This is a genomic window from Exiguobacterium sp. 8A (assembly GCF_902506275.1).
In the GTDB taxonomy this organism is placed as follows: domain Bacteria; phylum Bacillota; class Bacilli; order Exiguobacteriales; family Exiguobacteriaceae; genus Exiguobacterium; species Exiguobacterium profundum.
In genome coordinates, this window is sequence record NZ_LR733630.1 from 384,650 (window position 1) to 410,554 (window position 25,905).

Genomic DNA, 25,905 nt, shown 5'->3' on the forward strand with positions numbered 1-25,905 from the left:
TATGTCCATTTCATCCAGGTTGTTTGGTGCTTAAGCCAAACAACCTTTTTTGATATACTTGCCTAGAGATGTCATGATTAGACTAGGTTACATGCGAGAAACATAAAAAAAGACATATCGGTCAGAGGACCGATATGTCTTTCACGATTATTCGAATTTTAAAGCGTCTCCGTCGAACGACTCGTCCGCTACTTTGATCGAGTCTGTCGGACAACCCTCGAATGCATCCATCATGTCTTCATATAACTCATCTGGGATTTCAACAGTACCTGTGTTGTCATCCATTAAGTTGAACGCAAGACCTTCATCATCATAATCGTAAATATCTGGTGCTGCCGCGCCGCAAGCTCCGCATGCAATACATGTATCTTTATCGACGATTGTAAATTTTGCCATGATAATAACCCTCCAAACGGTTCGTTTCTCTTAGAAATCATTCTACTGACTATGAGTAATTGTAGTCTACATACCCAATTATTTCAATGAGGAAACGAGCGTCTTTTTGGTAGGATAATGATTTTTTTAAGGAAGTGACGATTTGGTTCATTTAGCGGATGGAGTTCTACTGCTGGCCATTAAACGATTAAATGGAGAACGGAGTGAGCGAAGTCTCTACCATGTCCTGAATGGAAAGCGCTCGGCCACAACGCTACAGGACGCATTTTTTTACGAGTTGGAGCCTCTTTTTGGACAGTTTCCGCAGACGACTTATTCGTACGAGTCTGTGCTAAAACAACTTGAGAAAAGAGGATGGCTCGATCGTAAACGATTTAGATTGACAGAGGCGGGGGAACTGCTAGCTTCACCTGAATCGGTGGAGCAACTATTCAATCGGTTGGGCGGGGAGCGCCGTGATTATAACGCGACCACATGGAAACGCTTGAGTTTGTTCGTGCAGACGTTCATGTCAAAAGAACACGCCCGTACATTTTATCCTGTTCAAGCCGATCGTCCGGCAGAACAATGGGTTAAGCAGTTGTTACATCTTGATCGAGATTGGAAAACGCTCATGCGAACGTTTCATCAAGAGATTGAACAAGCGCTTGAACAAATTGGTGACCCGTATGCGACGGCCGTCGTCTATCGATTCACAGGGGCGTTTGATACGGGTCTGACATATGAACAAATTGCCAGCCTGCTACATGTTGATGCCGAGACAGCTCGTCTGTATTTTTTGGCCGGATGGAACGAACTGTTGATGGTCTTGCAGGATGATGCCAAACTACGTGGGTTTACGTACGGATTATCGACAGAACGGATGACTTATTCAGCGCGTGAGTCATATGAACTTTTCTTGAAGGGATACACGTTTCAACAGGTTCAAGCGAAGCGGAGATTACGTACGAGCACGATTGAAGACCATGTCGTCGAGATGGCGATGTATTTAGAAGTCTTCCCGCTCGAACAATTTGTACCGATGGAAGATGTGATTACGATTGAAGAGTTGCGGGATCTGAACAGCTGGGCGCTCAAACCGATATTTGAGAAAATGGAGAGTGTCAGTTATTTTCAAATTCGACTTGTCTTCGCAAGACTGAAACGAGGTGAGAGCTTTGTATGAAGCGACATTAAAACGAGTGTTCGGGTATGATTCGTTTCGTCCTGGGCAACACGACATCATTCACGCCGTAGTTGAAGGGCAGGATGTATTGGCCGTCATGCCGACCGGGGCGGGGAAGTCGTTGACGTTCCAACTCCCATCTTACATCAAAAATGAAGGGCTCACGGTGATAGTCTCACCCTTACTCTCTCTCATTGAGGACCAGATGCTTCATATACGAGAACGAGGAGAGCGTGGTGTCGCCCGTTTGACGTCGATGGAATCGGCTGAAGAAAAACAGGATATCATCAACCATTTGAAACGTTACCGCTTTTTATATTTATCACCTGAACAATTGGCAGTTCCCTATGTGACACGTGCCCTTGCGAATGTAAAAATTCAAATGCTCGTCATCGATGAGGCGCACTGCATCTCGCAATGGGGGCATGAGTTCCGGCCTGAGTATGCACGCTTGGGTGAGTTGAGAAAACAGATTGGGAGCCCTCAATGTATGGCGGTCACGGCGACTGCGCCAGAAGGCGTGAAACAGGACATCATTGAAAAGTTGGCACTGTTCTCACCCGAACAATTCGTCCACTCCGCCAATCGTCCGGAAATACGATTGTTGGTTGAACGATTGGAGAAAGAGAAGAAACTTGAGCGATTAAAAGAGTTGATTCAAGAGATTCCAAAACCTGCAGTCGTTTACACGGCGACCCGTCGCGAAGCGGAGGCGTTAGCCTTTGAGCTAGAGGACGCTTTGTTTTACCACGGAGGCATGTCTACGGAAGACAGGCGACTTGTGCAGTCCCAGTTTTTACGGGACGAAGTGTCGGTCATGGTATGCACGAGTGCGTTCGGGATGGGTGTGAACAAAGACAATGTCCGTTCCGTCGTTCATTTCCAATTGCCGGCTACCGTCGAGGCATACATGCAGGAAATCGGGCGGGCGGGACGCGATGGTCATTCGGCGTTTGCAGTCCTCCTGTATGCGGACGGGGACGAACGCATTCAACAGTTTTTAATAGACGGTCAATATCCGAAAGATGAGGACATGCGATTAGCCTACTTTGAACGTGAGAATGGGACGTCACTCGCGCAACTACCAAGATTGTTACGGATGAACGAAGAAGACCCGAAGTTTCTCCTGCTGAAGCAATTGTTGACAGAACGTTCGCTTCAAGAAGCCCTCGATTGGGTAAAAGAAAGAAAGCGAGATCGGTATCGTCAACTCGGGCAGATGATGGATTATGCCCTCATCCGGACATGCCGACGCGATTACTTGCTCCGTTATTTCTCCGAACAAACAGTCGATCAAGAAGAATGTTGTGATGTTTGTGGGCCGATTCTGTTCCCGGATACAACACAAATCGTCCGAAAAAATGTGACAGAATGGAAAATTCGGTTGACGCAAATCTTTTCCTTTGAATAATATCATAGTAAAATGATAAAAAAGGTAAAGGAGGGCATACGTTGCGACATCGGAATCAGGCGGATTCTTTACGCGAGCAATTGGCGGACACGTTGCCGTCTCGAGCTGAGAGGCAAGAGGGCGAACGGAAGAGGAAGTTAAATGATAACTGGATGAAGCGCCCGTTGGCGATGACATTGACCTTCGCCATGCTAGCGATTATTCTCATTTTCATATATATCGGGCGACATGCCATATTTTAAGCGAGGTGCGAACAGAGTTCGCATCTTTTTTTATACTTAAAAAATTCTCGATTGCACAATAAAAGGGGTAAACCTCTTGCATTGAGGATATACTTATATCATAAGAACGAGTAAGAGAGGAGGGCGGAAATGCCGAAATACTCCATTAAAACCGTGGCGACGTTGACCGGCGTCAATCCGACGACCATTCGGGCTTGGGAACGTCGCTATCAGTTTATCGTGCCGAGCCGAACGGAATCCGGTCACCGCCTATATTCAGATCAAGATGTCGAAAAAATCAAATGGGTCGTGGATAAGCAGAAAGAAGGGCTTTCTGTCTCACAAGCCATTCAACAACTTCATCAAGCGCCTGAGCCAGAACCGACAACGGCCAAACTATACGATGAAGAGTTGAAAGACGGGCTGCTCCATGCGTTGCTCTCATTTGATGAACGGACGGCCCATGATTTGATCAATCGTGCGTTTAATACGTTCAGTTTTGAAAAAGTGACGAAGGATGTGATTGGGCCGCTGCTCATGGAAATCGGTTCACGATGGGAGAATGGCTCGATTACGATTGCCCACGAGCATTTCGCCACGGCATTTTTACGAGCACGGCTTTCGACGCTGTCCCTTCAAATGCCGATGAACCCGTTCCTGCCACGTATCACGTGTGTCTGTGCACCCGGGGAGATGCATGAGATCGGATTATTGTTTGTCACGCTCTATTTGCGACAACATGGATACGACGTCATCTTTTTGGGAGCGGGTTTCCCAAAAGAAGATTTGAGTAAAGCGTTACATGATATTGACACTTCTTGTCTCATCTTCGCATGTACGCTGACTGAGCATATTCCGAACTTGTTAGAGGCGATGGATTATATTCAAAACGAGCATGCTGAATTAAAAATCGGTGCAGGTGGATATGCAGTCAGCCTAGAGAGAGAGCGATTCAATGGGTCATTTCTTGGCGACGCTCCTGAAGAGTGGACAAAATGGCTATCAACTATTTGACACGGGATGAAAACGGGAGTAGCTTATTATTAGGATTGACTATTCACTGGAGGTTTTCGATTGAGATTTGAAAAACAAACAAAAGAACATCTTCGTGTATATGTGACTGCGAATGAGCTCTCGTTACGTGGAATCGCCATCGATACGATCGTAGGGGAAAACGGTCAACAACTGTGGAAAGAACTACTTGAAACAGCAGAAAGTGAGTACGGATTTTCACCGCAAGGAGCGGTTGATTTGAATGTGACAATGTTCCCTCGCGATGGACTCGTCATCGATGTTCAAAAAGGTGAAGCGATTGCTGAGCTCGATGTCGAGCAGGTCGAGATTCGATTAACGATTGATGTAATCCATCATTTGATTTATCAGTTCGAGGACATTGAAGATGTGATCAACGCTTCGATTCGTCTTTTCCCGCATATACATGAAACCGAGCAGGGTGGCACGCTTTATCATTACAACGGTCATTACTACCTTCACTTCGTTGAGGTTCTTCCTTCGCAGGTAGAAGAACGACTCGCGGCCATTTTGTCCGAGTACGGCAAGACGACTACGGTCAGTCCGTACGTCATGATGGAATACGGAAAGACGATTCAAACTGAACAAGCCGTGAAAGAGCTGTACGATGCATTCGCATGAGTACGGCTTTTTTACTTTTCTGTTCCTATTGTTTTTAGGGTGTCCGTGTTATGATTAGACTTGAATTTTCAGTAGCTAGTTGAAGGAGAGATTGGAATGAAAGTCGCTGTTTTATATGGTGGAGTGTCAGGAGAACGAGAGGTATCTCTCACGAGCGGGCAAGGGATGATAGAAGCGTTGACGGAACGTGGTCATGAGGTCACGGCCATTGACTTTCATCCGAAACGGGCGAACGAGCTGTTAACATTGGATGTCAACGTCGTCGTCAGTGCGTTGCACGGGAAGTATGGTGAAGATGGTCGTGTGCAATCGTTATTAGAAATGGCTGGAATTCCTTATACGGGATCAGGTGTCTTGGCATCTGCTCTGGCGATGGATAAAGCGAGAGCAAAAATCATCTTCGCGGCATCCGGTATCCGAGTCGCTCGTGACGTCTTAATCGAGTCACGGGAATCAATCGATGCAAAAGTCGCTGAGTGGGGAATGGAGTTCCCATGTGTCGTCAAACCAGCGCAAGAAGGATCATCGAATGGTCTGACAATTGCAATGGACGAAACGATGTTACGTGAAGGAATTGAAAAGGCGTTTGCTTGTGATTCAGCGGTACTTGTTGAGCAGTACATCAAAGGGAAAGAGCTGACAGTTCCCGTCATCGGGAACTTCGGGAAAGAAGAGGCTCTTCCTGTTATTGAAATCATTCCAAAAAATGAATTTTACGACTATGAATCGAAGTATACGGAAGGTGGTTCGATTCATGTCTGTCCGGCTGAAATCTCGGACGATTTGACATCAGAAGTTCAACAAGCGGCAGTCCTGGCGCATCGCGCGCTCGGTTGTTCAGGATATTCGCGCTCTGACTTCCTCGTTTCAGAAGAAGGTAAAGCCTACATTCTAGAGACGAATACGCTACCGGGCATGACGCCGCTTAGCCTGTTTCCGGATAGTGCCAAGACAGTCGGAATCTCGTACGGTGAGCTTTTGGAACGCTTTATCGAGCTCGCACTTGAGCGCGTAGCGAAGTAAGACATCTGGATCACGCTACCCATTAAGAAAACGCTTTCATTATTTTTGAAAAGCCCTTTCAAATTGAACGCGTATCAGCTATACTTTTAAACGAATACGAGGTTAATTCTTGGGGGAGAATTGACAATTTAGGGGAGGAAACCTTCATGATTACGGATCAAGAAAAAGGTCATCAAAAACGAAAAAACATCTTGGAATCGACACAAGAGGTAATTCACGAAGCTTTAGATAAACTCGGCTATCCAGATGAGATGTACGAGTTATTAAAAGAACCGCTTCGCATGCTGACCGTTCGGATCCCTGTTCGCATGGACGATGGCTCAACGAAGATCTTCACAGGCTATCGCGCTCAACACAATGATGCGGTCGGACCGACTAAAGGGGGAATTCGGTTCCACCCGAGCGTAACGGAGGTAGAAGTCAAAGCATTATCAGTATGGATGAGTCTAAAAGCAGGAATCGTAGACTTGCCTTACGGTGGTGGGAAAGGCGGAATCGTCTGTGACCCACGCGAGATGAGTTTCCGTGAAATCGAACGTTTAAGTCGCGGATACGTCCGGGCCATCAGTCAAATTGTTGGACCGACGAAAGATATCCCAGCTCCGGACGTGTTCACAAACTCACAGATCATGGCATGGATGATGGATGAATACAGTCGCATCGATGAATTCAACTCACCTGGATTCATCACAGGAAAACCGCTCGTTCTTGGTGGGTCGCATGGTCGTGAGACAGCGACGGCAAAAGGCGTGGCCATCATGATTCGTGAAGCGGCACTCCGTCGCGGAATCGAATTGAAAGGTGCACGGGTCGTCGTCCAAGGATTCGGAAACGCGGGAAGTTTCCTTTCTAAATTCATGTACGATGCAGGGGCGAAAGTCATTGCAGTCAGTGACGCTTACGGAGCTATCCATGATGAGAACGGTCTCGATATCCCTTACTTGTTAGATCGTCGCGATTCATTCGGTACGATTTCGACATTGTTTAAAAATACGATCTCAAACAAAGAAATGTTAGAGCTCGATTGTGATATTTTAGTCCCAGCTGCGATTGAGAATCAAATTACAGAAGACAATGCGGACGCGATTAAAGCATCGATTGTGGTCGAGGCAGCCAACGGTCCGACGACGAACGAAGCAACGAAAATCTTGACTGAACGTGGAATTCTCCTCGTGCCGGACGTGTTGGCGTCAAGTGGTGGGGTCACGGTTTCGTACTTCGAATGGGTACAAAACAACCAAGGTTACTATTGGACGGAAGAAGAAGTTGAGGAAAAACTTGAAAAAGTACTCGTTCACTCGTTCAATACGGTATATAATACATCTTCAGCCCGTAAAGTCGATATGCGTCTCGCCGCCTACATGGTCGGTGTACGCAAAATGGCGGAAGCCTCACGTTTCCGTGGCTGGGTCTAATCAAAAAAAGTTCGGTCAACTCAAGTTGACCGAACTTTTTTATACGTTAATGCGGTTCGCAATCGTATCGGCAATCGCCTTGCCGTGGAATCTACCGTTCTCAATGAAGATCTTGTTCGCATCGTTTCCGGCTGCGACCACGCCTGCAATGAAGAGGTGTTCGACATTTGTTTCAAACGTTTCTTCATCGTATGTCGGGACACCACTCTCTTCATCGATCACAATGCCTGCACTCTCGAACAGATGGTGGTCGGGCTGATAACCGGTCATCGCGAAGACATGATCTGCATAGACATGCTTCTCTTCACCGTGTTGCCGGTAGTAGACGCCATCATCGGTGATGCGTTCGATTGTCGCCTCAAACTCCATTCGAACTTTCTCATGACGGACGAGTGAATCGAAGTTTGGAAGAACCCATGGTTTGACGGAAGGGCTATACGAATCGCCTCGATAGAGTACCGTCACAAAGGCACCAGCCTTTTCGAGTTCGATTGCCGCATCGACAGCGGAATTTTTCCCGCCGATGATCGTGACGTGTTGTCGATAATAAGGATGTGCCTCGTTGAAATAGTGATGGACGTGCGGCAACGTTTCGCCAGGTACGTCAAGCAGACGAGGACGTCCATAATAGCCTGTTGCTAAAATCACATAGTCCGCTTCGCGAATGGTTTCGCCACGTCGTTCATGTCTTGATGTCACAACGAATCGGTCACTTTTTTTATCGACCGACTCGACCGTTTCGAACGGGTGGACGTTTAAACCGGTACGTGTGACGACTTCTCGATAATAGACGAGTGCATCTTGACGACGTGGCTTCAAATCCTTACATATGAACGGAATGTCTCCGATCTCGAGCAAGCTCGCGGAAGAGAAGAACGTTTGATGCGTCGGATACCGATAGATGGCGTCGACGATATTTCCGCGCTCAATCACCGTACAAGAGACTCCGATCTTCTCCAGTTCGATGGCGGCCGAGAGACCGCATGGCCCGGCACCTACAATAATCGCTTGTTTGTTCACTGAATATCACCTCTTTGCTCATTGTAGGGAAGGGGGCGCAGTTGCGCAAGGTTATTGCTGGAAGCTAAAGCTATGTTCCATGACTGACTGGGATGAGCCGGACTCGAGTTCGACGAGGAGTCGTAAACGAGCTTTTTGTGAATTCAATCCGTTTGAAAAAATGACACCCATCTCTTTCAGTTGTTTGCCACCCCCGTCGTAACCGTAAACATCTTGAACGATTCCGTTGAAGCAACGGCTGACAATCACGACGGGAATCTCTTTGACTAAATGTTCTAGTGCGGACAAGAGGGTCGGCGGAACGTTTCCTTGCCCTAACACTTCAAGGACGAGTCCGTCGTACCCAAGCGTGATTACAGATTCAAGTAAATCTGGTTCCATTCCTGCGACGACTTTCAACACGGCTACACGTTTTGAGATGGACGGAATCATTTTCGGTTGTCTCGTCGCTGGTTGACTATAGATGAGTACATGGTCCTTTGTGACCATACCCACGTTACCGAAGTGCACAGACTTGAATGTGTCGACTGAAGACGTGTGCGTTTTGGTCACGTTGAATGCCGAATGAATCTCACCGTTGAAAACGACAAGCACGCCTTTTCCACGAGCCGCTTCGCTTTTTGCGACGCGAAGCGCTGTAATCAAATTAAATTCTCCGTCCGAACCGACCTCGTTCGAGGACCGCATCGCTCCTGTCAACACGATTGGGACAGGCGCACCGAGCGTGATTTGTAAGAAGTAAGCCGTCTCTTCTAATGTATCGGTACCGTGCGTGATGACGACTCCGTCATACGTGTCTTGTGTCAGTTCACGTTGGATGAACTGTGCCAATTCAAGCATCTTCTCTGGAGTCATGTGAGGTGACGGGATATTTGAAAAGTGCTTTGTTGTAATGTGAGCAATATCCGTCGCTTTCGGAAGGGTGGCGTCGATTGGATTGACATCGCTCGGTTCGACGTGTCCTGTGCCGGATTGTGACATGGCGATAGTACCGCCGGTGTGGATCAGTAATAAATGATTCATAAGTGTCCTCCTAATTATTTTTATGAAGATTTCCATTTTCTAGGCGTTCTCTACTTTTTCTTTCAGACAATTCAGTGTATGCTAGGGAGAGAAAGGAGAGATGCATCATGATCGCAATCGCCTTGTCTGCGGTTGCACCTGGGCTCGCCCTTCTTTCCTACTTCTATCTACGCCATGAGTTGGAGGCAGAACCGCTCGGATATGTGATTCGTTCTTTCGTGGCCGGAGCCGTTCTCGTGTTCCCGATCATGTTTATCCAATATGCGTTCGTTGAAGAGGGAGTGCTTACTGGACCGTTTTGGCAGGCGTATGTCGCCACTGCCCTGCTTGAAGAGTTTTTTAAATGGTTTATGATTTATTATACAATATATATACATAAAGTCTTTGATGATTACTACGACGGGATTCTCTATGCGGTCGCCTGCTCATTAGGCTTTGCGACTTTAGAGAATTTTTTATACTTATGGGTGTACGATTCATTAGAAATTGCGATTTGGCGAGCAATCCTGCCTGTGAGCGGGCACGCTTTGTTCGCGGTCGTGATGGGGTACTGCTTAGGACGAGCGAAGCATTCGATTCGAGAACGGATCTGGCTGTTCATGGCAATCTTTTCTGCGACGGTCATCCACGGAACGTTTGATTTGATTTTGATACTCGAACCGAATCAAAAGCTTCCTGCCGTGCTTTATATCGTCATTTTATGGACCGTGGCACTTTTACTCGTGCGAGCGGCAAACTTGTCCAATCGTCGACAATTTAAATAAAGGGGAAGAATCAGTATGTTAAAAGAAGGTCAAGAACTGAGAATCGAAGTGGAAGGGCGTGCAGAGGGAAAAACGAAAATTGCAGCCATAACCGATCAAGTCGTATGGATTGAGTCGCCGAGTGACATGATGACGCTCAAAACATTTTTTTTACATGAAGAGGAGGCCATGCGGGTCTTTTTCTTCCAAGGAGACAATCAGCTGTTCGCATTCGACACGAAAGTCGTGAAGCGAATCAGCGATGCCCAAATGACATTACGCTATGCGTTCAATTTGCCAGATGAGAAAAAAATCAAACGGATTCAGCGTCGTGAATATTTACGTGTTCCAGAAATGATTGACGTGACCGTTCTTGCAACCGATGAGGAAAGTTTCGAATCGTTCGAAACAACATCTCTTGACATATCTGCTGGGGGGATGAAAATCATCGCCAACCGCGCTCCAATCGAAGTAGATGAGTCCCTGATTGTCGTGTTTCGAATTGAGGATGAGCATGGCTCGCCCCAGAACTTCCGTCTTAAGAGCCGTCTTGTGCGCATACATAAACAGGAAGTGAAAGAAGAACTGTCTCTGGCATTTGAAGATTTGACCCCTCGTGACCAAGAGACGATTTTACGATACTGCTTCCGTGTTCAGCTTGAAGCGCGAAAGCGGACAGGGTCTGTATTTTCTTCAAGATAAAAAACTGTTATGATGTTCTCGGGATTATTGACCGAGAGGAGGAGGGTATCGGGAACACTCGATACCCGTTTTGTATGAAAAAATCATTACAAATTGCTTTAGACGGACCGGCGGGTGCTGGGAAAAGTACGATTGCCAAGTCGCTTGCGAAACAATTAGGGTATGTGTACATCGATACAGGTGCAATCTATCGGGCGGTAACGTATCGCGCCTTGAACGAAGGGATTGCGCTCGAAGATGGACCAGCACTTGCTCAGATGATCGAGGACATGTCATTACGACTCGTCCCATCGGAAGAGGGACAACGCGTATTTGACGGTGAGGAAGAAGTGACGTCTGTCATTCGCTCGAGTGAAGTGACGAATAACGTCAGTTTCGTCGCACGTCAACCTGAAGTGCGTGATGCCTTGATGGACCTTCAACGTGATTTGGCTAAAGAAGGCGGTGTCGTCATGGACGGCCGCGATATCGGAACACATGTCTTGCCGAATGCCGATTTAAAAGTGTTTATGACCGCTTCGGTCGAAGAACGTGCCCGTCGTCGCCATGAAGAAAATATCTCGAAAGGCATCCCGAGCGACTATGAACAACTGATCGAAGAGATTGCGCTTCGTGACAAACGCGATTCTGAGCGTGAAGTGGCACCTCTCCGTCAAGCTGAAGATGCCCATTTCCTCGATACGACGACGTTGTCCATTGACGGAGTGGTTCAAGCAATTGAACGATTAATTGAAGAGGTGAAAGCATGAGCAAGCCATTAAACAATGGACCGTTCGGCATGTATCGATTGGCGAGAGGCGTCGTGAACGTCATTCAACGCTTCTCGTTTCAGGTCGAATTCATCGGTCGGGAGAATGTTCCGATGGACGGGTCGATCCTTGTCTGTTCGAACCATCAGTCAAATTGGGACCCGGTGCTTCTCGCATGTGCGATTCCAAAGCAGCGTCCGCTCCGATTTTTTGCGAAGAAAGAACTTTTTAGTGTCCCGGTACTGAAGCATATTTTGAAGCGTGCAGGTCAGATTCCAGTATCTCGTGGGGAAGGTGACCGACAAGCGCTTCGTGTCGTGCTTCAAAAGTTGAAAGAGGATGAAGTCATCTCTATCTTTCCGGAAGGAACGCGTTCAAAAGACGGTACGCTTGGAAAGGCGCAAGCCGGTGTCGGTTTTTTTGCGATGCGTTCGGATGCACACATTTTACCGATTGCCATCATTGGCAAGTATAAGTTTCGCGCAAAACTCCGTGTCGTTATCGGGAAGCCGATCGACTTGTCAGAATTGAAAGCACGTAAGGCGAGTGCGCAAGAAGCGGCCGACTTGATCATGGATACGATTTCCGAACTCTACTTGAAGCACTCGTTCACGAAGTAAAAAACGGATTGTGGAATTGAGGTTTAAACTTCTTTCAATAGAGGTACAATCTTCATAACGCCTTGACAAATTCTCGGAATTATAAGAGATTTATACTAGGTGTAAGCGCCTTTGGCGCTCCTTTTTGTACTCATCGTGAGGGGGTAGTGTTGGAATGGTCGAAGAAATGAAAGATATGCCTGATTTTGAAATTAATCGTGGTCAAATTGTGACCGGAACAGTCGTCAAAATCGAGGATAAGCAAGCGCTGATCGATATCGGTTATAAAACCGAAGCGATTTTGCCAATTAGCGAAGTATCAAGCATGCATCTAGACGATTTAAACGAATCACTCCAAGTGAACGACGAGATTCGTGTCAAAGTGAAAAAGGTCACGGACGAAGAAGTAGTCGTTTCGAAAAAAGACGTCGATGCCGAAGCAGCATGGGATCGCATCGTTGAAAAATTCGAATCAGGTGAAGTGTTTGAAGTGATGGTGAAAGATAAGGTCAAAGGTGGTCTTGTCGTCGATATTGGAATCCGTGGATTTATCCCTGCATCCCTTGTCGAAAGTCACTTCGTCGAAGACTTCTCGTCATACTTGAATAACCCAATTACCGTAAAAGTCGTCGAGATTGACCGCGAAAAAAATCGCGTCATCTTGTCACATAAAGCAGTTGTCGAAGAAGAGATGAGCGCGAAGAAATCAGAAACGCTCGAATCGCTTGAAGTCGGACAAGTAATCGAAGGAACAGTCCAACGATTAACTGATTTTGGGGCGTTCGTCGATATCGGTGGCGTGGACGGTCTCGTTCACATCTCGGAAATGGCACATAGCCGCGTCGAGAAGCCGAGCGACGTCGTAACTGAAGGCGACCGCGTGAAAGTGAAAGTGCTCGGGCTCGACTTAGATAATGAAAAAGTGAAACTTTCCATTAAAGAGACACAACCTGGTCCGTGGGAAACCATCGAAGGGAAGATCCAGCCGGGAGATGTCATCGAAGGAACTGTCAAACGTCTCGTGACGTTCGGTGCGTTCGTCGAAGTCGCACCACAAGTGGAAGGTCTGCTTCACATCTCGCAAATTGCGAACCGTCACATCGCGACGCCGTCTGAAGTCTTGTCAGAAGGCCAAGAAGTGAAGGTGAAGGTGCTAGATGTTCATCTCGATGATAAGAAAATCTCATTGTCGATGCGTGCGCTCGAATCATCTGAACCGACTCGTCAAGATGATGATCAAGCGTTACTTGATGAATATAGCGACCAAGGAGGATTCTCTGTCTCGGAATTGACAGGTGATGATTCTTCGGACGACTCTAAATAAGATGATCGTTCAAGCGGGAGTCATGCTCCCGCTTCTTTTTGTATGGTCACTTAATTTTGCCTGTGATATGATAGGTAAGTTGCGTTTCGAAATGATGAAATGATGAAATTTTGATAGAAAGTTAGTGAGGTGTTGTTATGGGAATTCCAGTAGTGGCCATCGTTGGCCGTCCGAATATCGGAAAATCCACAATTTTTAACCGTATCATCGGTGATCGTGTCTCGATCGTCGATGATAAACCGGGTGTCACACGTGACCGTATTTACGGAACAGGAGAGTGGCTCAACCGTAAGTTCCATTTAATCGATACAGGTGGGATCGAAGTAGGGGACGAGCCGTTGCTCGTTCAAATGCGTCATCAGGCGGAACTCGCCATCGATGAAGCGGACGTCATCATCTTCATGGTGAATGGACGTGAAGGTATCACGGCGGCTGATGAAGAGGTTGCGAACTTGTTGTTCCGTTCGAATAAACCGATCGTTCTTGCCGTCAACAAAGTCGATAACTTTGAAATGCGAGATCTCATGTATGAGTTTTATTCCCTCGGATTCGGAGATCCGTTCCCGATTTCGGGTACGCACGGGTTAGGACTCGGTGACTTGTTAGACCAAGTATTTGAACTCGCTCCAGAAAAAGACGAGTACGAATACAACGAAGACGTGATTCAGTTCTCATTGATCGGTCGCCCGAACGTAGGGAAATCAAGCTTGACGAACTCAATCCTCGGTGAAGAGCGTGTCATCGTTTCAAACATTGCGGGTACGACTCGCGATGCGATTGATACACCGTTCACACGTGACGGACAAGAGTACGTCATCATCGATACGGCAGGTATGCGTAAACGCGGAAAAGTATATGAATCGACAGAGCGCTATAGTGTCATGCGCGCACAAAAGGCGATTGAACGCTCGAACGTGGTTCTCGTCGTCCTCGACGGGGAAGAAGGAATCATCGAGCAAGACAAGCGTGTCGCAGGTCTCGCGCATGAAGCCGGGAAGGCGATTGTCATCGTCGTCAATAAATGGGATGCCGTCGAAAAAGATGATAAGACGATGAAGAAGATGGAAGAGAAGATTCGTCAAGAATTCTTATTCCTCGACTATGCGCCGGTTGTCTTCTTATCAGCGCTCACGTCAAAACGCTTGCAGACATTGTTGCCTGTCATCAAACAAGTGGCAGAAACACATCGCCGTCGTATCTCGACGAGCGTATTGAACGATGTCATCGTCGATGCAGTCGCGATGAACCCGACACCGACGGATAAAGGACAACGATTGAAGATCAACTACGCAACTCAAGTGGCCATCGAGCCGCCGACGTTCGTCTTGTTTGTCAACGATCCTGAGTTGTTGCATTTTTCGTATAAACGTTATTTAGAGAATCAAATCCGTAAAGCATTTGACTTCACCGGGACACCGATTCACATCGTGGCTCGTCAGAAAAACTAATAACGGGGGTGCCACTTATGGCAAACGTAGCTGTCATCGGAGCGGGGAGCTGGGGAACGGCCATCTCGCTCGTGTTAGCGGATAATGGCCATGATGTCCTGCTCTATGGACGTGAACAAGAACATGTGGATGAAATCAATTCGTCACATACGAACTCGTTTTATTTGAAAGACGCGCCATTACCTGACTCAATTCGTGCGACGACGAACTTGAAAGAAGCGTTAGACGGTCGAAGTATCGTCTTTCTCGTCGTCCCGAGTTCGGCGATTCGTCCTGTCTCAAAGGAATTGAACACATTGTTGACGGAACCTGTCACCATCGTTCATGCCGCGAAGGGGATCGAACCAAAAACGCATAAGCGCCTTTCAGAAATCATCGCCGAAGAAATCGATCCTTCTAAGCGTCGGGCAATCGGTGTATTAACTGGACCGACTCATGCTGAAGAGGTTGCGGTCCGTAAACCGACGACCATCACAATCGCATGTGCCGACCTTGATGTCGCGGATGAAGTGCAGGAGCTCCTCACAAACGATCAGTTCCGCGTGTACTTGAATTCTGATGTCGTAGGAGCCGAGTACGGTGGAGCACTGAAAAATATCATCGCCCTAGCGGCGGGTATGACGGATGGGCTTGGTTATGGGGACAACGCGAAAGCTGCCCTCATGACTCGTGGGATTGTCGAAATTGCTCGACTTGGCGTGAAGCTTGGAGCGAACCCTGCCTCGTTCTCAGGATTGACAGGGATCGGAGACTTGATTGTGACGGCGACGTCACAACATAGCCGTAACTGGCGAGCTGGTAACGCCATCGGTCGTGGTGAAAAATTAGAAGACGTTCTCGGGAACATGGGAATGGTCGTCGAAGGCGTCCGTGCCTGTGAAGCAGCCCATTCCCTCGCCAAAGAAGCGGGTGTGGAGATGCCGATCACAGAGGCTCTCTATAACGTGTTGTTTGAAGGGAAGAGTCCTCATGATGAAGTGAAAAAATTGATGAGACGCCCGCAAAAACACGAGATGGAACAAGTTTTTCATTTTGAAGAATAGACAGATTGAGAGAGGAACTGACGTTTTCGTTCAGTTCCTCGCTTTTTTTTGCTAAACTTGAAGTCTGGAGAACATAGAGAAAGTAGGGGGATAGACGTGACACCGTCACTCATCAAAATGTGGATATCATTCGCAGGGATCGGAGCTTTCGCCATCGCTGCATTAATGGTCGCACTCAGTCATACGAAACTGAGCGGTTGGTTCGCCACGCTCGTCAGACTGATTGCTTTCATCATTTTCTTATTTGGGACTGTAATTATGATTTTTGTCGTCGTCTCAGGACCGACTGGAGGATAAACGTGATGAAAAAAAAGATTGTCGCTATCAGTCTGGTTTTGACGACACTGTTAGCGGGATGTATGTTTCCTGAATCAGAGCGGGCCAACAATATCCCGTACGAAGATCAATTGAATACGGTACAAAGTGCGGTCAATGCCTATCGTGAGCAATCTGGGGTATTGCCAATCAAAACGAAACCAGCAGAAACGCCTCTCATGGAGCGTTACCCAGTTGAATTCGCTCGTCTCGTGCCTGGCTATTTAGCGGACCCACCGGCGAATAGTTTCGAAGGTGGCGGGTTGTTCCAATATATCCTCGTCGATGTCGAGACGGAACCGACCGTGAAGCTGATCGATTTGCGTGTGTCTGAGCGGTTGCAACAACTTCAAACGAACATCAACGCATTTCGGGCAAAAGAAGGCAAGTTCCCATTTGACGGATCATTAGGTAAGAATCAGTTCACGCTCGATTATGATAAAATCTTTGTCACAGAAGAGCCGTCCATTCCAAGTCCTTATTCAGATCGTGAACTTCCGATCTATGTGGATGGCACGGGACAACTGTTTGTAGACTATCGAGAAGATGTGAAGGAAGCGCTTCAAAAGACGGATGAGTCACCGGAAATTGGCGAAGACATTCGTTATTTGCTCTATAAAGATGCTCCATTCGCCCCAGCTTATTCGCAAGGATACACAATTGATGAACGAGGAGAAGTCGTTTTTTTAAACAACTGAACCTGTTTTGATAGTGAATGTCGCGAAATCATGCAAAAAATGTTGTCATATCAACGTTTGTACGATATGATTAATCCCGTAAACTCCCTGTGAGAGGAGGTGAATCGTGATGAACAAAACTGAATTGATCCAAGCTGTTACTGAGAAAGCCGATGTTTCTAAAAAAGAAGCAACGAAAATCGTAGAAGCTACGTTTGAATCAATCACTGAAGCACTCCAAAACGGTGAGAAAATTCAATTGATCGGTTTTGGTACTTTTGAAGTTCGTGAGCGTGCTGCCCGTAAAGGTCGTAACCCACGTACAAAAGAAGATATCGAAATCCCAGCGAGCAAAGTTCCTGCATTCAAAGCAGGTAAAGCGCTCAAAGATGCGGTCAAGTAATCTGCAATACATAAGTCGCCGAAAGGCGGCTTTTTTTGTTGGGTTTACGAGTTCGAATGACGTGAATGTGACAAAAATGTGCTATACTATGTCAGAATGACAATGAAGTGGACGAGGGGGGATAGCATGGAACAGTTGACAAATGAATTCGTTGTCACAGACCTTGCTCGTCAAATCGAAACACGTATGAATCATCCCTATTTGACGAAACACGAGGTTGTACCAGCCGTCGACATGTTATTGCTTCGTTGGATGGTCGAGATGATTGATTTGGAATCGATTGAGCATCGACAACTCGTGATGGCAACCTATTTCGCACATCAAGCGCTTGATTTACACGACCAAGTAAACAGCAGCCCGAACGGATCTTTGGCACGCCAATTAAAAGTGCTCGCCGGGGACTTTGCATCGGCTCAGTTTTATAAAATCTTGACGGACTTTCCATCATCATACAGTGATCGATTCGGTCAGTCTGTACAGCGGGTCAATGCGGCGAAGTGCACCTTATTGCTTGAGAAGAACGTTTCAATGAACGTTTGGCTCGAAGCGAACGTCGGATTGATTCAAACACTTTCCGAACTGATTGAACAACCTTATTTGACAACGAGCGGGAAACGAATGATTGAAAAGAAAGCGACAGCGCTTAGACAAGACCAAAAGGAGCAACTTACGACGTTGCTCGCGCATGCGGTCGCTTAGAACGGAAAGGATGTTACGCGTTGCAACCGATAGAAAAAGAGCAAAAAGTATACGAAGTATTTCAGTCCATTTCTCCGAGCTACGATACGATGAACTCGATTATCAGCTTCCGACTTCATAAATGGTGGCGACGGACAACGATGAAAAAAATGAACGTCTTTCCGGGGGCTAAATGTTTAGACGTTTGTTGCGGGACTGCTGACTGGACGATTCAATTAGCGGATGCTGCCGGAAACACGGGAGTTGTGAAAGGACTCGATTTTTCAGAGAACATGCTAAAAGTGGGAGAGGAAAAGGTCAAATCTTGGCCGAACATCGAATTGCTTCATGGAAATGCGATGGCTCTTCCGTTTGGTGACAACTCCTTTGACTATGTCACAATCGGATTTGGACTCCGAAACGTTCCGGACTATATGACGGTCTTGCGTGAAATGCACCGTGTCTTGAAACCAGGTGGAACGGTTGTTTGTCTCGAGACGAGCCAACCGACAGCACCGCTTTTTAAAGAGTTGTACCGTTTTTACTTTGGAACGGTCATGCCGCTTTTTGGAAAGGTCTTTGCCGGTTCATACGATCAGTATAAGTGGTTGCAGGAGTCGACCGATCAGTTCCCAGATCGTTTGACTCTCAAGCGGATGTTCGAAGATGCCGGGTTTGAACAAGTCGAAGTGAAGACATTCTCCGGAGGTGCATGTGCCATGCATCTAGGAAAGAAGTGGTGAACCATGTCTTTGAAGCGACTTTATCGTCATATGAACCGAGAGATTGATCAAATCGATCAATTCTTATCTACTCGAGTCAGGACGGACCACCCTGTCATTGAATCGGCATCGCGCCAATTACTCGATGCCGGTGGCAAGCGCATCCGACCCGCCTTCGTCTTACTGAGCGCCGGGTTTGGTGAGACGAAAGATATCCGTTTGACGAAAGTTGCCTCAAGTCTTGAGTTGATTCATATGGCATCACTCGTCCATGACGATGTCATCGATGACGCGATGCTCCGTCGTGGCAAACCAACCGTGATGGAACGATATGATGAAACAGTAGCGATGTATACAGGGAATACGTTATTCGGAGAAGCGATTCGTCTCGTATCCGAAATTGATTCACCAGAAGTGATGCGCATCATGGCAGATACGATGGAACGAATCTGTGTCGGTGAAATCAATCAAATCCAAGATCAATTTGAGTGGGGGCAATCACCGAAGCGCTATTTAGATCGGATTGCGCGAAAGACCGCTCTGTTGATTGAAACGAGTTGTGCGGCAGGAGCTGTCATCTCTGGAGCGTCTCCACAAATCGTGAGGCAATTAAGTCTGTTTGGATATGACATCGGTATGGCTTTTCAAATGACGGATGACTTGCTTGATTTTACCGCTAAGAGTTTTCAGCTCGGTAAACCGGTCGGGGAAGATTTGAAGCACGGTCATAAAACGTTACCGCTCCTATATTCATCTGAGGATTCCGACTTTTATGAACGCCTCCGTCAAGTGAACGCCTCGACGGATACGGAAGTGACGAAATCTCTCGTCCGGGAAGTGCAACGAAACGGAACGTTAGAACGCAGTCAACGGACGATTGATCGTTACGTCAACCGTGCCATCAGCCGACTAGACGGGTTGCCGGATGTTCCAGACAAGCGGTCGTTAATTGAAATTGCGCAATATATTGGGAAACGCAAATGGTAAATGCCCCATGTAACCCCTTTCAAAAATGTGTTGGACCGTGTACACTAAATACGTACAACGTACACATTTATAGACTTAGGGGGATTTGGGGAATGGAAAAGACATTTTTAATGGTTAAACCTGATGGGGTAAAACGTGGATTGATTGGGGAAATCATCTCACGCTTCGAAAACAAAGGATATACGTTGAACCGTCTCGAAATGGTGACACCGTCAGTTGAGGTCGCAGAGGCACACTACGCAGAGCATAAAGAAAAGCCGTTCTTTGGTGAATTGGTCGAGTTTTTGACTTCTGGTCCTGTCGTTGCGATGGAATGGGAAGGGGAAGACATCGTGGCCGTCTCTCGTTTAATGATCGGGAAGACGAAACCGGTGGATGCTCAACCAGGAACCATTCGCGGTGATTTTGCATCGACGATGTCACAAAACGTGATTCATGGTTCTGATAGTGTGGATAGCGCGGAACGTGAACTCTCACTTTGGTTCGCTGAAGTGGCTTCACACGTTTCATGACTTTTCGAGGGACGGGGAAACCTGTCCCTTTTTGATTCCCTTTGAATCGCCTGAGGTCACAAGAATGCGGAAATGAGAAAGAATTGAGGTTGAAATTGGTGATGAATGATTATGCCATCTTTGTAAAAAAGTTTTATATCAAGTCGGGTATTGACTTGAACTTATATAAAGAGGCGCAGATGAAGCGCCGTATGGTCGCACTACGCGAAAAGAAGGGGTATGCATCGTTTTTAGAGTATTTGAAGGCGATGGATACAGATCGTCAACTTTATGAAGAGTTTCTCGACCGAATGACAATCAATGTGAGTGAATTTTATCGCAACCCGATTCGTTGGCAACAGCTTGAAGAGGATATCCTCCCGCATCTGATTCGCTCGAGTCAAGGGAAGCTTCGCGTATGGAGTGCTGCCTGTTCAACCGGAGAAGAGCCATACTCACTTGCCATGTTGTTGTCGAAACATCTTGCCCCATCTCAATTTTCAATTATGGCTACGGACTTAGATGATGTCGTCATCGAAAAAGCGAAGCAAGGAAAGTACCATGAACGGGCGCTCATCGATTTGCCGGAGGAGTTTCAGAAGCGCTACTTTACCCGTCGTGGCGACGACTATTATATTTCAGATGAAATCAAGCAACTGGTGACGTTTAAAAAGCATAACTTGTTAGCGGATGTGTACGAACGAAATTTTGATTTGATCGTCTGTCGAAATGTCTTGATTTACTTCACTGAAGAGGCGAAAGAGAAGGTATATACGTCGTTCCAGCGGGCGTTACGTCCAGGTGGGATGCTATTTGTCGGTGGGACGGAACAAATTTTCCAACCGAAACGTTACGGCTATGCAATGAAGCAAAGTTTCTTTTATGAAAAAATGGATGGATGAGGTGATCGGATGCGTTATTTGACAGCTGGTGAATCACATGGTCCCGGTCTGACGGTCATCATTGAAGGGGCCCCGGCCGGACTCTCTGTAGATATTTCTCAAATCAATGCAGAGTTAAAAAAACGTCAATCGGGTTACGGTAGAGGGCGCCGCATGCAAATCGAGTCCGATCAGGTAGAAGTTCGCTCGGGCATACGGCATGGCGTGACCACAGGTGCACCCATCACATTTTGGATTGAGAATAAAGACCATACGCATTGGAAACACATCATGCAGGCTGAACCGATTGAGAGCGATATCGAAGTGAAACGCCGCGTCTCTCGACCGAGACCTGGACATGCTGACCTGGTCGGTGGGATGAAATACGACCATCGAGACTTACGTGACGTATTGGAGCGCTCGAGCGCACGAGAAACAGCGGCTCGTGTAGCGGTCGGGGCTTTCTGTAAGCAACTCCTTCAACAAGTCGGGGTATCCCTCTTTAGTTATGTCAAAGTGATTGGTGGGGAACGGGCGGAGTCGTGCACATTTGATTCGCTTCAAGAAGCACAAGCGGTCGTTGATGCCTCACCGGTACGTACGTTAGATGAAGAGGCCGCGTTGCGGATGATGCGTCGAATCGATGAGGCCAAGGCAAATGGAGACTCGATTGGTGGAATCGTGTGTACAGAAGTACATGGTGTTGTACCGGGACTTGGCTCGTATGTGCAGTACGACCGTAAACTGGATGCTAAAATCGCACAAGCGGTCATGAGTGTCAACGCATTTAAAGGTGTTGAATTCGGTGAAGGGTTTGAAATGGCGTATCGCCCGGGTTCTGAAGTGATGGACCCGATCGCATACGGGGATGATGGGTATACGCGACTCAGTAACCATCTCGGTGGATTTGAGGGGGGCATGACTACGGGGATGCCAATCCTTTGTTCAGCCGTCATGAAACCCATTCCTACGCTCTATAAACCCTTACAATCGGTCGATATCGATACGAAAGAGGCATTTTTAGCTCAAATCGAGCGGAGTGACTCGTGCGCTGTGCCTGCCGCTTCCCTCGTCGTTGAGGCAGTCATCGCATTTGAAGTCGCGAAGGAAGTTTGTGAGACGTTCGGGCACGACACGATGGAACGAATCAAACATCGGGTCGATGAGTATCGGGAGGAGTTGCGAATATGGTAACGATTTCAATCTCAGCATCGATCCCATACGAAGTCGTCTTGGACAATCAGGATTGTTGGATCGATTCAGTTGATTGGTCTAGTTATTCGATGCTATGGGTCGTTACGGATAAACATGTCGAGTCTCTTTACGGAGAGTCGTTCCGTTCTACGTTGAATCTGACCCATTCCCACGTCGTCTCGTCCGTCGTCGAAGCAGGTGATGCGTCGAAATCGCTATCTCAGCTCGAGCAGCTTGTCGCAGAAGGGTTGCGCCACGGATGTGACCGCCAAACACTGATTGTCGCCTTTGGCGGTGGAATGATCGGCGACTTGGCTGGTTTTCTAGCAAGTGTCTACATGCGAGGCGTTCCATACATACAAGTGCCAACGACGATTTTGGCTCACGATTCGGCTGTCGGAGGCAAAGTGGCAGTCAATCACCCCTTTGCGAAAAATGCAATCGGTTCATTCTATCAACCGTCAGGCGTCTATTACAACGTCAGTCGACTGAATACCTTGCCCGTCCAGGAAGTGCGAAGCGGTCTCGGTGAGTTATTGAAACATGCGTACTTATCACGTTACGTCCTCGAATCTTCTTTCGAGGACGACTTGTTTTTAGACTTGAACGAGAATGAGCGATTGGATTGGGTGTCGTGGCTTGCCCGTGGGATTCGAGTGAAACAAACCATTGTCGAGACGGACGAGCGAGAACAAGGCATTCGTGCTTGGCTTAACTTCGGGCATACGTTCGGTCATGCCCTTGAATCGGTGGAAGCCTATCGTATCCCACATGGGGAAGCGGTTTTACACGGGATGGTGTTCGCTTTCCTCGTGTCAGGAGATGAAGTTCGAGCGAAGCGATTGTTCAATTGGATGCGTTCGAACGACGTCACGCCAATCGATTGGCAACCATTCGACCACTACGTGGAAAAAATGATGCTGGATAAAAAGAACCGACATGGTGTAATTCGTTTTGTGTTACTTCGTGAAACGATCACTGTGGAGTCGGTACAGCTCGAACATCTTCGACATACGTTTGAACAGATGAAAGGATGGTGGGAACGATGAGTTTAAACGGTTCTATCCGTGTACCGAGTGATAAATCCATCACACATCGGGCACTGTTATTCGGGATGATGGCGAACGGGACGACGCACGTGCGGAATCCACTCCTCGGTGCCGATTGTCGTTCGACGCTCGAGGTGATTCTATCACTTGGAGCCGACGTGACAGAACTGCAAGACGAACTAGTCATTAAGGGGACTGCGTCTCCGCGCTCGGCACGTCTAGACTGTGGGAATTCAGGTACGACGATGCGCCTACTGATCGGTCTCTTGTCCAGCTATAATGGGTCGTTTGAACTCGTAGGCGATGAATCGTTATCCCGGCGTCCGATGCGACGCGTTACTGAGCCTTTACGAAACATGGGCGCACACGTGACAGGGGATATGGCACCCCTCGTCATCGAAGGAACGACGCTTCGATCCATTGACTATACGTTACCGGTCGCAAGCGCCCAAGTGAAGTCGGCCGTCCTGCTCGCGGGCTTACATGCCTCGGGTACAACGATTGTTCGAGAACCGATGTTGTCACGTGACCATACCGAGCGCATGTTGCCCCTGTTTGGTGCGAAGCTATCGATTGTAAACGAGGAAGGGTTACGCGTCATCCGTGTCGAACCCTCGTCATTGACAGGATGTACGGTCGACGTACCGGCAGACCCGTCATCGGCTGCGTTTTTCTGGGCAGGGGCGGCCATGGTGGCAGACAGTTCAGTTATGACGAAGGACGTCTGTTTGAATGAGACACGGATTGGATTTTTACGTACGCTCGAACGGATGGGTGCGAATGTCGTCATTTCGAACGAACGATTGGTCGGTGAAGAACGAGTCGGAGACGTCACGGTCACGACGAGTGAGCTAACCGGCACAGTCGTCGAAAAGGATTTAATTCCTTCACAGATTGATGAATTACCACTGTTCGCACTCGTCGCCTCTCAAGCGAATTCACCGTCCATCGTGAAAGACGCAGCGGAACTGCGCGTGAAAGAAACTGACCGGATTGACGTGGTCGTCTCGGAACTACGGAAGTTAGGTGTGGACATCGTCGGCACTGAGGACGGATTCATCGTCAATCCGAGTCGCCTTCATGGAGGAGATGTCTCGACTTACGGAGACCATCGCTTGTCCATGATGTTACAGATTGCGTCACTCATGACCGATGAAGCCGTTCACATCGAGGGGATCGAGGCATCCGATGTCAGTTATCCTCGATTCCGTGAAGATTTACAACGGGTTCAACGTAAGATAGAATAACGACAAACCGAAGCCCAGGAGGACGAACCATGCTAGATGAATCAGCTTTAACACATATAATCGAGATGCTTGAGTCAGGTGAGACGGAACATGCACTCATGCATCTAGAAGAACTTGAGAAGGAAGGGTCGGATGATGACCGTTTAGCCATCGCCGACCTCTATTTAGAGTTAGGTCTTGCCGACCGGGCGACAGCCGTTCTCTCAAAACTATACGTCGACTATGAGGGAGACCCGAATGTCGCCCTATCGCTGGCGGAAGCGTACTTGGATAGTGACCGTGAAGAGGAAGCGATTGCCGTGCTTGAAAAAATCAAATCGGATGACGCGGATACGCAAGTGAGGAGCCTCGTCCTCCTCGCTGATCTGTATCAATCGCAAGGATTGGATGAAGTGGCAGTGAAGAAACTGATGGAGGCGCTCGAGAAGAATCCGGATGAACCTTTACTCATCTATGGATTGGCTGAATTGTATGCCTCTACCGGTTCATTTGAACAAGCCATTCCACTGTATGCGCGACTTCCAAAGATGAAGTTGCCGGTTGAAATCGACTATCAAGCGGATTACGCGGAGGCCCTCACGATGGTCGGATCGTTTGAAGAGGCGCTCGAAGAATATGAGCGGGCCACACATCGCGATTTGAACACCGTCTTCGGTCATGCGATGACGGCTCATCGGATCGGACGTGAGGAAGTGGCGATCAAGCAGTTCAAAGAGCTTCAGGCGATGGACCCAGACTTCACGTCGCTCTACTTGCCCTATACCGAGGCACTCGATGCAATCGGGCAAACAGAAGAGGCTATTGAGATCGTCGATCAAGGTATCACGCGCGACGATTATAATGATGAACTACGCCACGTCAAAGCAAGACTGCTTCTCAAACTCGGAAATCGGGACGGTGCCATTAAAGAACTTCGTGAGGCGCTCGTGTTAAATCCAGAGTCGTTACAAGCGACCGAATTGCTCTTATCGATTTTATTTGAAGCAGGAGAATTCGATGATGTTCTCGAAACCATCGATGCACTCGAAGATCATGCGACGTCGCCGCTCATGACATGGTATAAGGCGAAGGCGAAATATGAGCTCGAAGCGTACGACGAAGCGGTCAGTCTATATGCCTCAATTGAACCGATGATGAAAGAGGACGTGTCATTTGTGACGGAATGGGCTACACTGTTGATAGAGGAAGGTCGTAGACAAGACGCGCGACGTGTGGTCGAGCAATCGCTTGCATTGGTTGTCGACCTCGATGATCGCCAAGCGCTCGAAGAACAGCTCGAACAATTGTCTGATGACGTAGAATGAATAAGTAGAATGAATAAGGGAA

General features: G+C 47.7%; 29 protein-coding genes and 1 pseudogene. 27 read left to right on the forward strand and 3 right to left on the reverse strand.

Features of this window, described 5'->3' with window-relative positions; all coding sequences use genetic code 11:
* Positions 1-147 precede the first annotated feature (147 nt).
* On the reverse strand, positions 148-396 hold the full coding sequence (locus GVY42_RS01940) for a ferredoxin (RefSeq protein ID WP_015881446.1): 249 nt from the start codon (positions 394-396) through the stop codon (positions 148-150).
* Between the two features lie 142 nt (positions 397-538).
* Here GVY42_RS01940 and GVY42_RS01945 point away from each other — a divergent pair, with 142 nt between their 5' ends.
* The 8 genes and pseudogenes from GVY42_RS01945 (at position 539) to GVY42_RS01975 (ending at position 7,284) form a co-directional block, all read left to right on the forward strand.
* Positions 539-1,561: a helix-turn-helix domain-containing protein gene (locus tag GVY42_RS01945; RefSeq protein WP_159562116.1), complete on the forward strand. Its 1,023-nt coding sequence runs from the start codon at positions 539-541 to the stop codon at positions 1,559-1,561.
* Positions 1,562-1,577: 16 nt separating this feature from the next.
* Positions 1,578-2,507: pseudogene (locus tag GVY42_RS01950) on the forward strand (ATP-dependent DNA helicase RecQ); the annotation flags it as partial.
* A gap of 153 nt (positions 2,508-2,660) precedes the next feature.
* Positions 2,661-2,972: a RecQ family zinc-binding domain-containing protein gene (locus GVY42_RS16710; RefSeq protein ID WP_371730213.1), complete on the forward strand. Its 312-nt coding sequence runs from the start codon at positions 2,661-2,663 to the stop codon at positions 2,970-2,972.
* Between the two features lie 41 nt (positions 2,973-3,013).
* Positions 3,014-3,214, forward strand: a complete 201-nt coding sequence (locus tag GVY42_RS01955; RefSeq protein WP_015881449.1) for a hypothetical protein — start codon at positions 3,014-3,016, stop codon at positions 3,212-3,214.
* Between the two features lie 129 nt (positions 3,215-3,343).
* Entirely contained in the window at positions 3,344-4,207 is an 864-nt protein-coding gene (locus GVY42_RS01960; RefSeq protein ID WP_159562118.1) for a MerR family transcriptional regulator, read from the forward strand.
* Between the two features lie 60 nt (positions 4,208-4,267).
* Entirely contained in the window at positions 4,268-4,846 is a 579-nt protein-coding gene (locus GVY42_RS01965; protein WP_074037201.1) for an adaptor protein MecA, read from the forward strand.
* A 96-nt stretch (positions 4,847-4,942) separates the two neighbouring features.
* On the forward strand, positions 4,943-5,869 hold the full coding sequence (locus GVY42_RS01970) for a D-alanine--D-alanine ligase (RefSeq protein WP_159562119.1): 927 nt from the start codon (positions 4,943-4,945) through the stop codon (positions 5,867-5,869).
* A 146-nt stretch (positions 5,870-6,015) separates the two neighbouring features.
* Positions 6,016-7,284 carry a Glu/Leu/Phe/Val dehydrogenase gene (locus GVY42_RS01975; RefSeq protein ID WP_015881453.1) on the forward strand — a complete coding sequence of 423 codons (1,269 nt, stop codon included), beginning with the start codon at positions 6,016-6,018 and terminating at the stop codon, positions 7,282-7,284.
* 39 nt (positions 7,285-7,323) lie between these two features.
* Here GVY42_RS01975 and GVY42_RS01980 read toward each other — a convergent pair whose 3' ends face one another.
* Positions 7,324-8,304 (reverse strand): YpdA family putative bacillithiol disulfide reductase, encoded by a 981-nt coding sequence (locus tag GVY42_RS01980; RefSeq protein WP_159562120.1) that lies wholly within the window; start codon positions 8,302-8,304, stop codon positions 7,324-7,326.
* A 51-nt stretch (positions 8,305-8,355) separates the two neighbouring features.
* Positions 8,356-9,327, reverse strand: a complete 972-nt coding sequence (locus GVY42_RS01985) for an asparaginase (protein WP_159562121.1) — start codon at positions 9,325-9,327, stop codon at positions 8,356-8,358.
* A gap of 107 nt (positions 9,328-9,434) precedes the next feature.
* On the opposite strand from GVY42_RS01985, the gene prsW reads away from it, so the two are divergent.
* From prsW to GVY42_RS02080, 19 genes are all read left to right on the forward strand, one after another.
* Positions 9,435-10,091 (forward strand): glutamic-type intramembrane protease PrsW, encoded by a 657-nt coding sequence (gene prsW, locus GVY42_RS01990; protein WP_159562122.1) that lies wholly within the window; start codon positions 9,435-9,437, stop codon positions 10,089-10,091.
* A gap of 15 nt (positions 10,092-10,106) precedes the next feature.
* The gene (locus GVY42_RS01995) at positions 10,107-10,772 is read left to right on the forward strand and encodes a flagellar brake protein (protein WP_074037195.1); all 666 of its coding nucleotides are present in this window, start codon (positions 10,107-10,109) and stop codon (positions 10,770-10,772) included.
* A 74-nt stretch (positions 10,773-10,846) separates the two neighbouring features.
* Positions 10,847-11,521, forward strand: coding sequence for a (d)CMP kinase (gene cmk, locus GVY42_RS02000; protein WP_074037194.1), 675 nt, complete (start codon positions 10,847-10,849; stop codon positions 11,519-11,521).
* On the forward strand, positions 11,518-12,141 hold the full coding sequence (locus GVY42_RS02005) for a 1-acyl-sn-glycerol-3-phosphate acyltransferase (protein ID WP_159562123.1): 624 nt from the start codon (positions 11,518-11,520) through the stop codon (positions 12,139-12,141). Before cmk ends, GVY42_RS02005 begins: the two co-directional genes overlap by 4 nt.
* A gap of 154 nt (positions 12,142-12,295) precedes the next feature.
* On the forward strand, positions 12,296-13,444 hold the full coding sequence (gene rpsA, locus GVY42_RS02010) for a 30S ribosomal protein S1 (protein WP_015881460.1): 1,149 nt from the start codon (positions 12,296-12,298) through the stop codon (positions 13,442-13,444).
* A gap of 137 nt (positions 13,445-13,581) precedes the next feature.
* Positions 13,582-14,892: a ribosome biogenesis GTPase Der gene (gene der / locus GVY42_RS02015; RefSeq protein ID WP_015881461.1), complete on the forward strand. Its 1,311-nt coding sequence runs from the start codon at positions 13,582-13,584 to the stop codon at positions 14,890-14,892.
* A 17-nt stretch (positions 14,893-14,909) separates the two neighbouring features.
* Positions 14,910-15,935, forward strand: coding sequence for an NAD(P)H-dependent glycerol-3-phosphate dehydrogenase (locus tag GVY42_RS02020; RefSeq protein WP_159562124.1), 1,026 nt, complete (start codon positions 14,910-14,912; stop codon positions 15,933-15,935).
* 96 nt (positions 15,936-16,031) lie between these two features.
* Positions 16,032-16,232 carry a DUF2768 domain-containing protein gene (locus GVY42_RS02025; protein WP_015881463.1) on the forward strand — a complete coding sequence of 67 codons (201 nt, stop codon included), beginning with the start codon at positions 16,032-16,034 and terminating at the stop codon, positions 16,230-16,232.
* Positions 16,233-16,237: 5 nt separating this feature from the next.
* On the forward strand, positions 16,238-16,948 hold the full coding sequence (locus GVY42_RS02030; RefSeq protein ID WP_159562125.1) for a hypothetical protein: 711 nt from the start codon (positions 16,238-16,240) through the stop codon (positions 16,946-16,948).
* Positions 16,949-17,057: 109 nt separating this feature from the next.
* Entirely contained in the window at positions 17,058-17,330 is a 273-nt protein-coding gene (locus GVY42_RS02035) for an HU family DNA-binding protein (protein ID WP_015881465.1), read from the forward strand.
* A 126-nt stretch (positions 17,331-17,456) separates the two neighbouring features.
* The gene (locus GVY42_RS02040; protein ID WP_015881466.1) at positions 17,457-18,029 is read left to right on the forward strand and encodes a heptaprenyl diphosphate synthase component 1; all 573 of its coding nucleotides are present in this window, start codon (positions 17,457-17,459) and stop codon (positions 18,027-18,029) included.
* A gap of 20 nt (positions 18,030-18,049) precedes the next feature.
* Positions 18,050-18,751: a demethylmenaquinone methyltransferase gene (locus tag GVY42_RS02045; protein ID WP_015881467.1), complete on the forward strand. Its 702-nt coding sequence runs from the start codon at positions 18,050-18,052 to the stop codon at positions 18,749-18,751.
* Between the two features lie 3 nt (positions 18,752-18,754).
* Complete coding sequence (locus tag GVY42_RS02050) at positions 18,755-19,717, forward strand: polyprenyl synthetase family protein (RefSeq protein WP_159562126.1); 963 nt, start codon at positions 18,755-18,757, stop codon at positions 19,715-19,717.
* A 92-nt stretch (positions 19,718-19,809) separates the two neighbouring features.
* Positions 19,810-20,229, forward strand: coding sequence for a nucleoside-diphosphate kinase (gene ndk / locus GVY42_RS02055; RefSeq protein ID WP_015881469.1), 420 nt, complete (start codon positions 19,810-19,812; stop codon positions 20,227-20,229).
* Between the two features lie 101 nt (positions 20,230-20,330).
* Positions 20,331-21,110, forward strand: coding sequence for a protein-glutamate O-methyltransferase CheR (locus tag GVY42_RS02060; RefSeq protein ID WP_159562127.1), 780 nt, complete (start codon positions 20,331-20,333; stop codon positions 21,108-21,110).
* Positions 21,111-21,119: 9 nt separating this feature from the next.
* Complete coding sequence (aroC, locus tag GVY42_RS02065) at positions 21,120-22,283, forward strand: chorismate synthase (protein ID WP_159562128.1); 1,164 nt, start codon at positions 21,120-21,122, stop codon at positions 22,281-22,283.
* The gene (locus GVY42_RS02070; RefSeq protein ID WP_159562129.1) at positions 22,277-23,332 is read left to right on the forward strand and encodes a 3-dehydroquinate synthase family protein; all 1,056 of its coding nucleotides are present in this window, start codon (positions 22,277-22,279) and stop codon (positions 23,330-23,332) included. Before aroC ends, GVY42_RS02070 begins: the two co-directional genes overlap by 7 nt.
* Entirely contained in the window at positions 23,329-24,579 is a 1,251-nt protein-coding gene (aroA, locus tag GVY42_RS02075) for a 3-phosphoshikimate 1-carboxyvinyltransferase (protein ID WP_159562130.1), read from the forward strand. The genes GVY42_RS02070 and aroA overlap by 4 nt, the downstream gene beginning before the upstream one ends.
* 29 nt (positions 24,580-24,608) lie before the next feature.
* Positions 24,609-25,883 (forward strand): tetratricopeptide repeat protein, encoded by a 1,275-nt coding sequence (locus GVY42_RS02080; protein WP_159562131.1) that lies wholly within the window; start codon positions 24,609-24,611, stop codon positions 25,881-25,883.
* The last annotated feature ends 22 nt before the right edge of the window (positions 25,884-25,905 follow it).

Coding starts and splice junctions, on each gene's coding strand:
- rpsA (WP_015881460.1), top strand. CDS start 12,296: ATGGTCGAAGAAATGAAAGATATGCCTGATTTTGAAATTAATCGTGGT.
- GVY42_RS02020 (WP_159562124.1), top strand. CDS start 14,910: ATGGCAAACGTAGCTGTCATCGGAGCGGGGAGCTGGGGAACGGCCATC.
- GVY42_RS02030 (WP_159562125.1), top strand. CDS start 16,238: ATGAAAAAAAAGATTGTCGCTATCAGTCTGGTTTTGACGACACTGTTA.
- der (WP_015881461.1), top strand. CDS start 13,582: ATGGGAATTCCAGTAGTGGCCATCGTTGGCCGTCCGAATATCGGAAAA.
- GVY42_RS01975 (WP_015881453.1), top strand. CDS start 6,016: ATGATTACGGATCAAGAAAAAGGTCATCAAAAACGAAAAAACATCTTG.
- GVY42_RS01960 (WP_159562118.1), top strand. CDS start 3,344: ATGCCGAAATACTCCATTAAAACCGTGGCGACGTTGACCGGCGTCAAT.
- cmk (WP_074037194.1), top strand. CDS start 10,847: ATGAAAAAATCATTACAAATTGCTTTAGACGGACCGGCGGGTGCTGGG.
- aroA (WP_159562130.1), top strand. CDS start 23,329: ATGAGTTTAAACGGTTCTATCCGTGTACCGAGTGATAAATCCATCACA.
- GVY42_RS01995 (WP_074037195.1), top strand. CDS start 10,107: ATGTTAAAAGAAGGTCAAGAACTGAGAATCGAAGTGGAAGGGCGTGCA.
- GVY42_RS02080 (WP_159562131.1), top strand. CDS start 24,609: ATGCTAGATGAATCAGCTTTAACACATATAATCGAGATGCTTGAGTCA.
- ndk (WP_015881469.1), top strand. CDS start 19,810: ATGGAAAAGACATTTTTAATGGTTAAACCTGATGGGGTAAAACGTGGA.
- aroC (WP_159562128.1), top strand. CDS start 21,120: ATGCGTTATTTGACAGCTGGTGAATCACATGGTCCCGGTCTGACGGTC.
- GVY42_RS02070 (WP_159562129.1), top strand. CDS start 22,277: ATGGTAACGATTTCAATCTCAGCATCGATCCCATACGAAGTCGTCTTG.
- prsW (WP_159562122.1), top strand. CDS start 9,435: ATGATCGCAATCGCCTTGTCTGCGGTTGCACCTGGGCTCGCCCTTCTT.
- GVY42_RS02050 (WP_159562126.1), top strand. CDS start 18,755: ATGTCTTTGAAGCGACTTTATCGTCATATGAACCGAGAGATTGATCAA.
- GVY42_RS16710 (WP_371730213.1), top strand. CDS start 2,661: ATGAACGAAGAAGACCCGAAGTTTCTCCTGCTGAAGCAATTGTTGACA.
- GVY42_RS02040 (WP_015881466.1), top strand. CDS start 17,457: ATGGAACAGTTGACAAATGAATTCGTTGTCACAGACCTTGCTCGTCAA.
- GVY42_RS02005 (WP_159562123.1), top strand. CDS start 11,518: ATGAGCAAGCCATTAAACAATGGACCGTTCGGCATGTATCGATTGGCG.
- GVY42_RS01940 (WP_015881446.1), bottom strand. CDS start 396: ATGGCAAAATTTACAATCGTCGATAAAGATACATGTATTGCATGCGGA.
- GVY42_RS02060 (WP_159562127.1), top strand. CDS start 20,331: ATGAATGATTATGCCATCTTTGTAAAAAAGTTTTATATCAAGTCGGGT.
- GVY42_RS01985 (WP_159562121.1), bottom strand. CDS start 9,327: ATGAATCATTTATTACTGATCCACACCGGCGGTACTATCGCCATGTCA.
- GVY42_RS01970 (WP_159562119.1), top strand. CDS start 4,943: ATGAAAGTCGCTGTTTTATATGGTGGAGTGTCAGGAGAACGAGAGGTA.
- GVY42_RS02035 (WP_015881465.1), top strand. CDS start 17,058: ATGAACAAAACTGAATTGATCCAAGCTGTTACTGAGAAAGCCGATGTT.